Here is a 12,923-nt window from a genome sequence, read left to right as displayed (position 1 = left end):
CGGGAGCAAGCTCCCGCGCGGCGAATCGTACCGAGCGCGACTTACGTCACGCCCGGCCAGAGCTGCATAAGCTTGCGCTTATTTGTTGTCTTTGACTTCTTCAAACTCAGCATCAACCACATCGTCAGCTGCGTCCTTAGCCGGCTCTGCATCCTGGGCTTGCGCACCTGGTTGCGGTTGCTCAGCGTACATTTTCTGCGCCAGCGGAGCAGTCACTTCGGACAGAGCGGTCATCTTGGCTTCGATTTCAGCCTTGTCGTCACCCTTCACAGCGACTTCCAACGCGCTCAGCGCTGTTTCGATAGCCGCTTTCTCGTCAGCAGTCGCTTTGTCACCAGCCTCAGTCACCATCTTGCGAGTGGCATGCACTAACTGATCGCCCTGGTTACGCGCACCAGCCAGCTCTTCGAACTTGCGATCTTCCTCGGCATTCGCCTCGGCATCACGCACCATCTGCTCGATTTCTTCCTCGGACAGACCGGAGTTGGCCTTGATTACGATCGACTGAGTCTTGCCAGTCGCCTTGTCTTTTGCGCCCACGTGCAGAATGCCGTTAGCGTCAATATCGAAGGTAACTTCGATCTGCGGTACGCCACGAGGAGCTGGTGGGATCTCGGCCAAGTCGAATTTACCCAGCGACTTGTTACCGCTGGCTTGCTTACGCTCACCCTGCAGCACGTGAATGGTCACCGCGCCTTGGTTGTCGTCAGCCGTCGAGAACACCTGCGACTTCTTGGTCGGGATGGTAGTGTTCTTCTCGATCAGCGCAGTCATTACGCCACCCATGGTTTCAATACCCAGGGTCAGCGGGGAAACGTCAAGCAGCAGCACGTCTTTCACGTCACCAGCCAGCACAGCGCCCTGAATCGCAGCACCCATGGCCACAGCTTCGTCCGGGTTAACGTCTTTACGTGCTTCTTTACCGAAGAAATCGGTTACCAGCTTCTGCACCAGCGGCATGCGGGTCTGGCCGCCGACCAGGATCACGTCATTGATCGCGCCAACGTCAATACCAGCGTCTTTCAGCGCAATACGGCAAGGTTCAATGGTGCGCTGAACCAGATCTTCTACCAGCGCTTCAAGCTTGGCGCGGGAGATTTTTACGTTCAAATGCTTAGGACCGCTGGCGTCTGCAGTGATGTACGGCAGGTTTACGTCGGTCGACTGACTCGAGGACAGCTCGATCTTGGCTTTTTCAGCAGCTTCTTTCAGGCGCTGCATTGCCAGCGGGTCACCCTTGAGGTTCATGCCGCTTTCTTTCTTGAATTCGTCAACCAAGTAGTCGATCAGACGAATGTCAAAGTCTTCACCGCCGAGGAAGGTGTCGCCGTTGGTGGCCAATACTTCGAACTGGTGCTCACCGTCAACTTCAGCAATTTCAATCACGGAAACGTCGAAGGTACCGCCACCCAGGTCATAAACGATGACAGTGTGGTCGCCCTTGGCCTTGTCCATACCGTAAGCCAGAGCGGCTGCGGTTGGTTCGTTGATGATGCGCTTAACGTCCAGACCGGCGATACGCCCGGCATCCTTGGTCGCTTGACGCTGGCTGTCGTTGAAGTAAGCCGGAACGGTGATAACCGCTTCAGTCACAGCCTCACCAAGATAATCTTCGGCGGTTTTCTTCATCTTCTTGAGGATTTCAGCCGAGATTTGTGGCGGCGCCATTTTCTGGCCGTTCACTTCTACCCAGGCGTCGCTGTTGTCAGCCTTGACGATCTTGTAAGGGACCATCTGAATATCTTTCTGTACAACGTCCTCGTCGAAACGACGACCGATCAGACGCTTAACCGCATACAAGGTGTTGTGCGGATTGGTCACAGCCTGACGCTTGGCGGACTGGCCAACCAGAATTTCGCCATCACCGGCATAAGCGATGATCGACGGAGTGGTGCGCGCACCCTCGGCGTTTTCGATAACTTTGGCTTTGCCGTTTTCCAGCACGGAGACGCAGGAGTTGGTAGTCCCCAGGTCAATACCGATAATTTTGCCCATCTTCATTCTCCCGAAACTTTGATAATTCCGCCGCTGTTGGTTACCAGCGGCGGCAGCACTAAAACGCTTGACTGTTTAATGGGGGCTGCCAGACGAATTTCAAGCCTGCTCATCAATCGATGGCGGCGCTTCGGCTGGCGCTTTGCTGACCACCACCATGGCAGGGCGCAACAAACGACCATTGAGCATGTAACCCTTCTGGAACACCTTGAGCACACTGTTAGGTTCCACACTGGCGCTCTCCTGCATCGCCATAGCCTGGTGATGCTCAGGATTGAACGGCGCACCATGCGGATCCAACGCTTCCAACTGGAAACGCTTGAGAGTGTCGTGGAACAACTTGAGCGTCAGCTCCATACCCTCACGAACGGCCTTGATTGCCTCATCATCAGGATTCGACAACTCAAGGCCACGCTCCAGACTGTCCACCACCGGCAACAAGTCGTTGGCAAACTTCTCCAGAGCAAATTTGTGCGCCTTCTCTACATCTTGCTCGGCCCGACGGCGCACATTCTGTAGGTCGGCGGCCATGCGCAGTGACTGATCCTGCGCAGTGACTAGTTGCTCTTCCAGCGCTTGCACGCGAGCAACCAAATCATCACCCGCAGCTACTTCAGCAGCTGTTTGTGCATCGGGATTCTGCGTATCCAGGGTCTGTTCGTCAGCCATGCGTCTCTCCTTTTGAAATTCGACGTGAGCCTCAACTCACCTGCCTGAGCGTTATATGGGGGCAAAAAATATGCTTTCAAGGACAACAGACGGATTGTCAGCCCACAAAAAAACACTGTATAAATAACCAGACATGAACTTGGGAGGCCTCGCAATGCTGGTGCACCTGTCCGTACATAACTACGCCATCGTTGAACATCTTGATCTAGAGCTGGACGCCGGCATGAGCGTGATCAGCGGAGAAACAGGTGCGGGCAAATCGATCATGCTCGACGCCCTCGGCCTGACTCTGGGTGACCGCGCGGACAGTGGCGTGGTTCGCCCGGGCGCTGACAAAGCAGACATCCTCGCCAGCTTCGACCTGCATGACATTCCGGAGGCTCGCGCCTGGCTCGCCGAACGCGACCTGGACAATGACGGCCCATGCATACTGCGCCGAGTGATTACCGCAGAGGGCCGCTCGCGTGGCTACATCAACGGCTCACCCTGCCCGCAGGGCGACCTAAAAGCCCTCGGCGAACTGTTAATCGACATCCACAACCAGCATGAGCACCAATCCCTGCTCAAAGCCGACACCCATCGCCGCCTGCTCGATGAATACGCCGGCAGCCAGGAACTGGCGCGACAGGTTCAGCTGGCCGCACAACGCTGGAAACAAACGCGCAATGAATTGGAGCGCGTTTCCAGCCTGGGTGACGAACAGCGCGCTCGCCATCAACTGCTTAGCTACCAGTTGGAAGAGCTCGACAACCTGGCCCTTGGCGAGAACGAACTCGAACAGCTGGAGCAGGAACATAAGAACCTGACCAATGCCGAAAGCCTGCTAAGCGCCTGCCGCCTGGTGATTGAGCAATGCAGCGAAAACGATGCCGGCAATGTGCTTTCCGCGCTGACCAACAGCCTCAATCGTCTCGGCGCCTTCCAAGGCCAACCAGGTGCATTAAGCGAAGCCACCGACCTGCTAGCCAGCGCCCAAATTCAGGTCGAAGAAGCGGTCGGCGAGCTCAATCGCTTCCTCGACCACTTCGAGGCCGATCCTGAGCGACTACAGCATATGGAAGAACGGCTAGACGCGATCTACACCCTAGCCCGCAAGCACCGCATCCAGCCCAATGAACTGGGCGCCATGCAGCAGCAACTATTCGAAGAACTGGAAAGCCTGAACGCCGAAGATCAGGCCGCCGAGCGCCTGACTGAAGAGCTGACCGCCTTCGAGCGGCATTACCAAGAAAAAGCTGCGGAACTCAGTACCTTGCGCAACAACGCAGCCAGCAAACTGGCCAGTGCAGTCGAACAGGAAATGCAGACCCTAGGCATGCCTGGCGGGCGCTTCACCATCAAATTGACAGCCAACAGCAGCAACGAACCCCACCCTAACGGCGTGGAACAGCTGGAATTTCTTGTCAGCGCCAACCCCGGCCAACCCCTGAAAGCCCTAGCCAAAGTAGCCTCGGGCGGTGAGCTGTCACGCATCAGCCTGGCTATCCAGGTGATCACCGCACAAACGTCGCGAGTACCAACTCTGGTGTTCGACGAAGTAGACGTTGGCATTGGTGGGCCAACCGCCGAAGTGGTAGGACAACTATTGCGCCGCCTTGGCGAACGCGGCCAAGTGCTGACCGTAACCCACCTGCCGCAAGTAGCCTCGCAAGGGCATCAGCATCTATTCGTACACAAAGTGCGCGAAAGCGACGCCACGCGCACCGCCGTAAGTAAACTGAGCCCCACGCAGCGGGTCGAGGAAATCGCCCGTATGCTCGGCGGCGTTGACCTCACGGAAGAATCGCTGGCCCACGCACGGCAGATGGTCGGCAGCGCACAAGCCTGATTTATTCAGCGTATAAGCACAAAGGCGACCCGAAGGTCGCCTTTGTCTAAGGGTCTGCTCCCACTTCATTCACGACCGCACCGAAACCTGTTTTAGCGCGAGGCAAGGCACGAGACGCGAAGTTTGGTCGCCCAAATGAGCTGTCGAGAAACGCAGCATCGCGCTAAAACAGGCCCGTCCCTCCGGGTTGCGCGCAAAATCTCGCCATGCGTTGTTGTGGGACTTGGCAAGGGAACACCATTCCCTGCGTCCCACGCCTAGCCTGGCGAGATTTTGCGCAGCAACGCGGTTCGCGAATGAAGCGGGAGCAGACCCTATCCATCAATCAGCTTTTCTTGCGCACATACAGCACAAGATTATGATCAACCAGCTCGAAACCGTGTTCTTTAACGATTTCTTTCTGGCGCTTTTCGATTTCGGCATCGAAGAACTCAATCACCTCACCCGAGTCGACACACACCATGTGGTCGTGATGGCCGCTATCTGCCAACTCAAACACCGCATGGCCGCCATCAAAGTTGTGGCGCACCACCAGACCCGCCGCCTCAAACTGCGTGAGAACACGGTATACAGTGGCCAGACCAACGTCGTCGCCCGCCTCCATCAAAGACTTGTAAACGTCTTCTGCGCTCATGTGGCGCTGACCGGCCGAATCGAGCATTTGCAGTATCTTGACCCGTGGCAGGGTCACTTTCAGGCCAACCTTGCGTAGTTCGCTATTTTCAACCATGGTCTGCTTTCTCACGGAAGCGGCTTCGCAGCTTCCTTTATTACGGGTATGATCCGGGTTTATGTTGCCAAGCCAAGATAGTGGAAGTCGCCCACCGATGCAAAAGACTAAACTCCTGCTGACCAGCCTCTCCCTTACCGGGCTACTCGCACTCGCCGGTTGTTCATTCCCCGGGGTTTATAAAATCGACATTCAACAAGGCAATGTCGTTACGCAGGACATGATAGACCAGTTGCGGCCAGGAATGACCCGCAAACAAGTACGGTTTATCATGGGTAACCCGCTGCTCACTGACACCTTTCACGCCAATCGCTGGGACTACCTCTATAGCATTCAGCCAGGTGGCGGCCAGCGCCTGCAGGAGCGTGTTAGCGTCAACTTCAGCGCAGACGACCAACTGGTGAGCCTGTCTGGGGACTTCATGCCAGGTGTCAGCCGCGACCAGGCCATTCTGGGTGAAGACAGTGGCGTAACGACTCCGCAAACCACTCAGCAACCAAAAGCCGAAGAAAAACCGGCACCAGGCTCGCTGCTCGAACAAATCCAACGCGAAGTGGACGATGTAAAAGTCGTGCCAGTGCCTACTCCAGAACCGCTGGAAAGCACCCCGCAGTAATATTTGATTATAAAAAAGCCCGGTCATCCCCGGGCTTTTTTATAGCTACTACTTAGCCGCACTTAACTCCCAACATCCTCCGCCCGAGCTTGCGCTACCTTCGCCGCGCGCTGCTTGCGCACTTCTTTCGGGTCAGCGATTAACGGTCGATATATCTCTACTCGCTCACCATCTTCTAGCAGTCTTTCATCGGGCTTACTGACCGCCTTGCCAAAAATACCGAGCGGGCTGTTTTGCAAATCCAGCTCTGGAAAGTGCGCCTGCATACCCGACTGCAATGCTGCCTGACGCACCGTGGTGCCGTGAGACAAGCTCAGGCGCAGCAGTTTCTGCTTGTCGGCCAAGGCATACACCACCTCGACCACGATATTCGGCTTATCCATAGAGTTGCTTGGCCCTCTGACAGAACGCATCGACCAACGTATTGGCTGCCTGATTGAACAACGGCCCCAGCGTTGCACGCACAAGCGGCCCGGCGTAATCGAAGGTTAAGTCCAAACTGATCTTGCAGGCTTTGTCCCCTAACGCCTTGAACTCCCAATGACCATACAGCTGGGTAAACGGCCCCTCGACTAGGTTCAACTTGATCGACTCTCCCAGCACGAGAGTATTGGCCGTGACAAAGCGCTGGCTTAGCCCACCTTTGGCCACCGCCAGACTGGCACGCATATGCGTATCGCTAGCTTCAAGCACTTCACTGGACGAACACCAGGGGAGGAACCGTGGGTAACTGGCGACATCATTGACCAAATCAAACAGCGCCCGGGCTGGATAAGGCAGCAGCGCCGAACGCTGAATATGAGTACTCATAACGCAATCACTTCTATAGCTCGGAGGGCGACAATCATTTGCTTAACTCTGCGACAAACACGATTAGCACCCCAATTGGCGCAACGACACGAATCAACCAGTACACCAGGTTAAACATCAACGGGCTTTTCAACGCCAACTCTTCACGCACCGCCTCACGCTTAAGCACCCACCCAGCAAAGATGGCAAAGGCCAGACCACCAAAAGGCAGCAGAATGCGACTAGTCAGATAATCAATGCTGTCGAAGAAATTCCGCCCGCCCTCAGCCCCCCACTGGAAGAGATGAAAGCCATCCTCGCCGAAGACGAAGAACTTAGCCTCTGCACCCAAGTTGAAGGACAGCACAGTGCCCATCCCGACAACCCAGCACAAGAACGCCAGCACACTGGTGACCAGAACCCGGCTGCGCTTGCTGCGCTCGACCAGATAAGCCACGGCAGGTTCAAGCATGGATATAGAAGACGTCCAGGCGGCGATTAGCACCAGAACAAAGAACAGCGTGCCCATAATTTGGCCAAACGCAATATTGCCAAACGCCACAGGCAAGGTCACAAACATCAGCCCAGGCCCAGCACCGGGCTCCAAACCACCCGCAAAGACGATGGGAAACAGTGCCATACCGGCCGTGAGTGCTACCAAGGTATCAAGAATGCCCACGGCGAGAACTGTGCTACCAATCGAGGCGTTTTTCGGCATGTATGAGCCATACACCATGATCGAGCCAACGCCGACGCTTAAGGTAAAGAAGGCATGCCCCATAGCAGCAAGCAAGCCACCTAGAACCCGATCCGGCTGAAAGTTGAAGAGAAAGTGAACCCCTTCCATAAAATGCCCGGTGGTCATGCTGTACCCCAACAGCACCAGCAGCAACACGAACAACAACGGCATCATGATGCGCAAGCTGCGCTCAAGGCCCGCTACTACGCCGCGAGCAATGACAAAACCAGTCAACAGCATAAATAGCGTATGCCACAGCGTCAGCCGCCATGGATCAGCGGTCAATGCGCCAAATGCTGCGCCAGCACCGTCAGCACTGACACCGGCAAACTGTCCGCGCCCCATGCTGATGATGTAATCGAGCGACCAGCCGGCTACCACGCTGTAAAAAGACAGGATCAACAGCGCGGCAATCATCCCCGCCAGTGCCGCCCAGGACCATTTAGGCGAGGCCCCCGACTCAATCGCCAGCGCCTTGAGGGTGTTCACTGGGCTCTGCCGCCCACGACGGCCGATCAGGGTTTCGGCCAACATGATCGGTAGCCCGACCAGAAAGATGCACACCAGGTACATCATGACGAAAGCACCGCCGCCGTACATGCCGGTCATGTAGGGAAACTTCCAGATATTACCCAAGCCGACTGCCGAGCCAGTCGCAGCCAAAATAAACACCCAGCGACTGGCCCAAGCACCGTGGATCGAAACCTTGTCGTTCGCCATGTTCGGCTAGTCCGCCATACCCATAAAAGATCGCGCATTGTCGGGGATTCGCCAGGGCGGCTCAAGCACAGCCGACGCCACCGCGCTCGCATAGTGCTTTTGTCTTGCCGCACACATAGCGCGCGCGCCAGTGACTCCCTATAATGCGCGCCCTATGGCTAAACAAAAGAAACACCCACAAGGCACCATCGCGCAAAACAAAAAGGCGATGCATGACTATTTCGTCGAATCCAGATTTGAGGCGGGCGTTGTCCTGTCCGGCTGGGAGGTGAAAAGCTTGCGCGCCGGCAAGGCTCAGTTGGTCGACAGCTATGTGCTGCTCAAAAACGACGAAGCCTGGCTGATGGGCTGCCACATCACCCCCCTGAAAACCGCCAGCACCCACGTGATTGCGGACCCGATACGCACACGCAAGCTACTGCTGAACAAACGCGAACTGGACAAGCTGTTCGGCGCGGTACAGCAGAAAGGCTATGCCTGCGTCGCCATGTCGCTGTACTGGAAAGCGCACCTAATCAAATGCGAGATTGCCCTAGCCAAGGGTAAGAAGGATTTCGACAAGCGCCACACAGAGAAAGAGCGTGACGCCGACCGCGAAGTTCAACGCGCCATGCGCAGCAAAGGCAAGGACGAATAAATCAGTTCTGCACAACAGAAAACGCCCCGCTTATGCGGGGCGTTTTCGTTTAAACCACTAGAGCCTGCTTTAAATACAACAAGGCGGGCGCGATAACAGATGCTGGATACGCGCTTAACGCAACTCACTGAACGCGAGCTTAACGCCTAACCCCACCAACACAGCCCCCATCAACCGATCAAACCAATGCCCCAAACGCGCAAAGCCAGCACGCACGCGCTGATGACTGAACAGTTGCGCGACCATGCAGAACCACAGCGTCGTGGCCGCCGCCAAATAAACCCCGTAGCCCGCCTGCACCAGCAGCGGCGTATGTGGATTAATTACCACGGTAAACAGCGATAGGAAGAACAGCGTAGCCTTGGGGTTAAGCCCGTTGGTCACAAAACCCGCCACAAAAGCCGCGCGCGGTGAACGCACCGCCTGGCTCAGGCTTAACTCTGCGTCGCTCGGGCTGGCCGGCTTGGCACGCAGCGCCCTGATGCCGATGTACAGCAGATAGGCTGCCGCCAGCCACTTCAAGGCGTTAAACAGCACAATCGACTGCGACACGATAAGACCAATCCCAAGCAGCGAATACGCCACGTGGATAAATATCCCGCAACCCACACCTATCGCGCTGAATACCCCTGCGCGTCGACCATTAGCCACGCTTTCACGCACCACAATCGCAAAGTCCGGCCCTGGGCTGGCCACCGCCAGCAAATGGATCAGGGCCACAGCTAAAAACTCAGTCCAGTACATGGGGCAGCTCCGCGACAACAAAATAATTCTGTTAGTCTCGCCACCTTACTACCCGCCAAAACCAGCAGGATAGATACAGCTGATGAGTAACAGTCTCCGCGCAGTCTTTCTCGACCATAGTTCGCTCGACCTAGGCGACCTTGATTTATCCAGCCTGAACGCCTGCTTCTCCGACCTCCAGCTGTACCCTCACAGCAGCGGCGAAGCACAGATCATCGAACGCCTACAGGGCGCACAGGTTGCAATCAGCAACAAGGTACCGCTCAACGCCGCCATCTTCGCCGCATGCCCAGAGTTGGAACTGGTTCTAGTGGCGGCCACCGGCACCAACCCAATTGATCTAGCGGCCGCGCGTGCGCATGGCATCAATGTGTGCAACTGCCAGGGCTACGGCACGCCGTCAGTGGCGCAACACACCCTGATGCTGCTACTCGCACTGGCCACCCGCCTGCCTGACTACCAAAAAGATATACGCGCGGGCCTTTGGCAACAGGCGCAACAGTTCTGCCTGCTTGATCACCCGATCATCGAACTACATGGCAAGACCCTTGGCCTGCTCGGCAATGGTGAATTAGGCAGCGCAGTGGCGCGACTGGCAGAAGCCTTTGGCATGCGTGTAGTGCTTGGCCAACTACCTGGCAGACCGCCGCGTGCGGACCGCTTGCCACTGGATGAGCTGCTGCCACAAGTGGACGCGCTCTCTCTGCACTGCCCACTCAACAGCGACACGCTGAACCTTATCGGCGCCCGCGAACTCGACCTAATGAAACCCTCGGCCTTGCTGATAAATACCGCCCGCGGTGGTTTGATCAACGAGCAAGCGTTGGCCGATGCCCTGCGCGCAGGCAAGCTGGGTGGTGCCGCAACCGACGTGCTGACCCACGAGCCGCCAAAGGATGGTAACCCGCTGCTCGCCGCCGATATTCCCCGACTGATCATCACCCCGCACAGTGCCTGGGGTAGCCGCGAAGCCCGGCAGCGCATCGTCGGCCAGTTACAGGAGAATGCCTCGGCATTTTTTAGCAACGCCGCCGTACGCGTTGTTAACTAGGGTCTGATCAAGGAGTACCTATGGACCCGCGAAGCGAAGTCCTATTGCGCCAGGCCGAACTATTTAACGGCCCGCTACTATTTGCCGGCTTACCGGCTGATGACTTACTCAGCCACTTCCCCAATGCTCATGGCTGGAGCTGGCATGCAGGGGAGTACGCCCTGCTAGAAGCGCGCTTCAGCAAGCGCAACCACTTCGGCACCCAACCCAGCGAGCGTGACGCTCATGCTGCCGTGGTCTTTCTGCCGAAATCTCGCGAGCTGACCGAGTACCTGCTCACGGTATTGGCCGCGCGCCTGGCTGGTCGCGAACTGTTCCTGGTCGGTGAGAAACGCGCCGGCATTGAGCGCGCCGCCAAACAGCTGGCTAGCTTCGGCCAGGCACGTAAGCTCGACAGCGCCCGCCACTGCCAACTCTGGCAGGTGCGCGTGGAGCACACACCAGTCACGCCGGACTTGCACAGCCTGGCACGGCGCTACGAACTGAACCTGCCCGATGGCCCGCTGACGGTACTCAGCCTGCCTGGCGTGTTCAGCCATGGCCGCCTTGACGTCGGCAGTGCCCTGCTGCTTGAGCACCTCAACGATTTGCCGAGCGGGCATATTCTCGACTTTGGCTGCGGTGCTGGCGTACTTGGTGCTGCACTGAAGCGACGCTACCCAGATAACCAGATAACACTTCTCGACGTGGATGCTTTTGCCGTAGAAAGCAGCCGCCTGACGCTGGCCGCCAATGACCTGCAGGCCAACGTCATTAGTGGTGACGGGATTGATGCCGCCCCTAACGGACTCAGCGCAATCCTCAGCAACCCGCCCTTCCACCAAGGCGTTCACACCCATTATCAAGCCACTGAGCACTTGCTGCGCCAGGCCCGCCAACACCTGACAAGCAAAGGCGAACTACGCCTGGTGGCCAACAACTTCCTCAAATACCCACCCCTGATCGAACAGCATCTTGGCCCCTGCCAAACCCTGGCTGACGCCAAGGGCTTTTGCATCTACCGCGCCATAAAAGACTGAAGCGGTACTTGCCCTATCGTAGACGCGCGGGCAAAATGCGCGCGTCCTAGGGGAGTAGTCTCCCGCGAGCGCCAGCTCGCCCGGCACACGTCAACATACTTGCTCAACAGAGCATGGCGCGTGCGACCCAAGGCCCTCTAAGAGGAGCCTGCGGTTTGACAAGACCTATGACACGCACACCTTACCCGGGGCGGGAAGGCTGTACGTGTCATAGCCATGTCGACCCGCCCCTTTAGGAAAGCCTGATGCTCGAATCCCTATTTGTCCCAACCTTTATCGTTGCGCTTGCTGAAATCGGCGATAAAACGCAGCTGCTTGCCCTCCTCCTGGCGGCACGCTTTCGCAAGCCATGGCCGATCATCTGCGGCATCGTGGTCGCCACGTTAGCCAACCATTTCGCCGCCGGCGCGGTTGGCAACTGGGTCGCCAGCTTCTTCTCACATGCCACGCTAAGCTGGATCCTCGCCGCTAGCTTTGTCGCTGTAGCCCTGTGGACGCTAATACCAGACAAACTGGATGACGACGAAAGCTCCAAACTCAAGCGCTACGGCCCGTTCCTGACCACACTGATCGCCTTCTTTCTCGCGGAAATGGGCGACAAAACCCAAGTAGCTACAGTGATGCTCGCCGCGCAATACCCGCACTTCATCTTGGTGATTATGGGTACGACCCTAGGCATGCTGCTTGCCAACGTACCCGTGGTACTGGCCGGCAACTTCGCCGCCGAACGCCTGCCACTAACCTTGATTCGACGCCTGGCCGCCAGCGCCTTTGCGGCACTGGCCATCTACGCAGGGTATCAAGCGCTGAAGTTGAGCGGACTAATATAACGTCAACTTGACGCCATATCTCTGGCGAATCGGCCAATACGCGAGCTCTCAGGCGGCTGCTACAGTGCGCAACAATTTGCACTCAGCCGTCAGGGAAACGTACATGTCGCTGGATGACCGAAAAAAACTGGTGCGACAGCATATCGAGCTGTCCTGGAACAAAGGCCGCACTGCACTCGCCGAGCAAATGCATAGCCCGGACTTCCTCTACAAAAGCTCATTTATTGGCCGCCCACTATCCAGCGCCGCCTTTGCCCAGATGGTGCAGGATATTCGCTTAGCGATGCCGGACCTGCAGGTGGTGGTTGAAGAATGCATCGCCGAAGGCAATAAAGTGGTGAGCTGGAGCACCTTGATCGGCACCATCCAGAAACCGGCACTCGGCTACCCACCTAGCGATAAGGTGCTGAGCATTTCGGCCATGGCTTTCTGGACGCTGACATCCACTAACGAGATTAAGGAAATCTGCACCATATTCGACATGGAAAGCTTCCGTTCACAACTCGGGCTGGGCACCCAACCCTTTGCCGCCAAGGCCCTGCCCTAATCGCAAAAA

At 56.9% G+C, this 12,923-nt stretch carries 14 protein-coding genes; 7 read left to right on the top strand and 7 right to left on the bottom strand.

Annotation, left to right across the window (positions count from 1 at the left end; translation table 11 throughout):
• Window positions 1–78: 78 nt before the first annotated feature.
• Together dnaK and grpE are read right to left on the bottom strand one after the other, a co-directional pair.
• Complete coding sequence (dnaK, locus tag VCA57_RS15795) at window positions 79–1,995, bottom strand: molecular chaperone DnaK (protein WP_411186035.1); 1,917 nt, start codon at window positions 1,993–1,995, stop codon at window positions 79–81.
• 99 nt (window positions 1,996–2,094) lie between these two features.
• On the bottom strand, window positions 2,095–2,664 hold the full coding sequence (gene grpE, locus VCA57_RS15790; protein ID WP_411186034.1) for a nucleotide exchange factor GrpE: 570 nt from the start codon (window positions 2,662–2,664) through the stop codon (window positions 2,095–2,097).
• A gap of 154 nt (window positions 2,665–2,818) precedes the next feature.
• Here grpE and recN point away from each other — a divergent pair, with 154 nt between their 5' ends.
• Window positions 2,819–4,492, top strand: a complete 1,674-nt coding sequence (recN, locus tag VCA57_RS15785) for a DNA repair protein RecN (protein ID WP_411186033.1) — start codon at window positions 2,819–2,821, stop codon at window positions 4,490–4,492.
• 325 nt (window positions 4,493–4,817) lie between these two features.
• Here the strand turns inward: recN and fur are convergent, their stop codons facing one another.
• Window positions 4,818–5,222, bottom strand: coding sequence for a ferric iron uptake transcriptional regulator (gene fur / locus VCA57_RS15780; RefSeq protein ID WP_411186032.1), 405 nt, complete (start codon window positions 5,220–5,222; stop codon window positions 4,818–4,820).
• Window positions 5,223–5,319: 97 nt separating this feature from the next.
• On the opposite strand from fur, the gene VCA57_RS15775 reads away from it, so the two are divergent.
• Complete coding sequence (locus VCA57_RS15775) at window positions 5,320–5,838, top strand: outer membrane protein assembly factor BamE (RefSeq protein ID WP_411186031.1); 519 nt, start codon at window positions 5,320–5,322, stop codon at window positions 5,836–5,838.
• A gap of 62 nt (window positions 5,839–5,900) precedes the next feature.
• Here VCA57_RS15775 and VCA57_RS15770 read toward each other — a convergent pair whose 3' ends face one another.
• The 3 genes from VCA57_RS15770 to VCA57_RS15760 are packed head-to-tail and all read right to left on the bottom strand — an operon-like array spanning window position 5,901 to window position 8,086.
• Window positions 5,901–6,221, bottom strand: coding sequence for an RnfH family protein (locus tag VCA57_RS15770; protein WP_411186030.1), 321 nt, complete (start codon window positions 6,219–6,221; stop codon window positions 5,901–5,903).
• Entirely contained in the window at window positions 6,214–6,648 is a 435-nt protein-coding gene (locus VCA57_RS15765; RefSeq protein WP_411186029.1) for a type II toxin-antitoxin system RatA family toxin, read from the bottom strand. The genes VCA57_RS15770 and VCA57_RS15765 overlap by 8 nt, the downstream gene beginning before the upstream one ends.
• A 34-nt stretch (window positions 6,649–6,682) precedes the next feature.
• Entirely contained in the window at window positions 6,683–8,086 is a 1,404-nt protein-coding gene (locus VCA57_RS15760) for a sodium-dependent transporter (RefSeq protein ID WP_411186028.1), read from the bottom strand.
• 154 nt (window positions 8,087–8,240) lie between these two features.
• Between VCA57_RS15760 and smpB the strand changes: the two genes are divergently transcribed.
• Window positions 8,241–8,723 carry an SsrA-binding protein SmpB gene (smpB, locus tag VCA57_RS15755; protein ID WP_411186027.1) on the top strand — a complete coding sequence of 161 codons (483 nt, stop codon included), beginning with the start codon at window positions 8,241–8,243 and terminating at the stop codon, window positions 8,721–8,723.
• A gap of 114 nt (window positions 8,724–8,837) precedes the next feature.
• Here smpB and VCA57_RS15750 read toward each other — a convergent pair whose 3' ends face one another.
• Window positions 8,838–9,467 (bottom strand): LysE family translocator, encoded by a 630-nt coding sequence (locus VCA57_RS15750; RefSeq protein ID WP_411186026.1) that lies wholly within the window; start codon window positions 9,465–9,467, stop codon window positions 8,838–8,840.
• An 82-nt stretch (window positions 9,468–9,549) separates the two neighbouring features.
• Between VCA57_RS15750 and VCA57_RS15745 the strand changes: the two genes are divergently transcribed.
• The 4 genes from VCA57_RS15745 (at window position 9,550) to VCA57_RS15730 (ending at window position 12,914) form a co-directional block, all read left to right on the top strand.
• Window positions 9,550–10,518 (top strand): 2-hydroxyacid dehydrogenase, encoded by a 969-nt coding sequence (locus VCA57_RS15745; RefSeq protein ID WP_411186025.1) that lies wholly within the window; start codon window positions 9,550–9,552, stop codon window positions 10,516–10,518.
• Between the two features lie 20 nt (window positions 10,519–10,538).
• Window positions 10,539–11,537, top strand: a complete 999-nt coding sequence (locus VCA57_RS15740; RefSeq protein WP_411186024.1) for a methyltransferase — start codon at window positions 10,539–10,541, stop codon at window positions 11,535–11,537.
• 245 nt (window positions 11,538–11,782) lie between these two features.
• On the top strand, window positions 11,783–12,367 hold the full coding sequence (locus VCA57_RS15735) for a TMEM165/GDT1 family protein (RefSeq protein WP_411186023.1): 585 nt from the start codon (window positions 11,783–11,785) through the stop codon (window positions 12,365–12,367).
• A 103-nt stretch (window positions 12,368–12,470) separates the two neighbouring features.
• Complete coding sequence (locus tag VCA57_RS15730; RefSeq protein ID WP_411186022.1) at window positions 12,471–12,914, top strand: ester cyclase; 444 nt, start codon at window positions 12,471–12,473, stop codon at window positions 12,912–12,914.
• Window positions 12,915–12,923: the final 9 nt, after the last annotated feature.

The organism is Pseudomonas sp. (genome assembly GCF_046581935.1).
Lineage (GTDB): Bacteria > Pseudomonadota > Gammaproteobacteria > Pseudomonadales > Pseudomonadaceae > Aquipseudomonas.
This window is presented reverse-complemented; position numbering and strand designations above follow the sequence as displayed.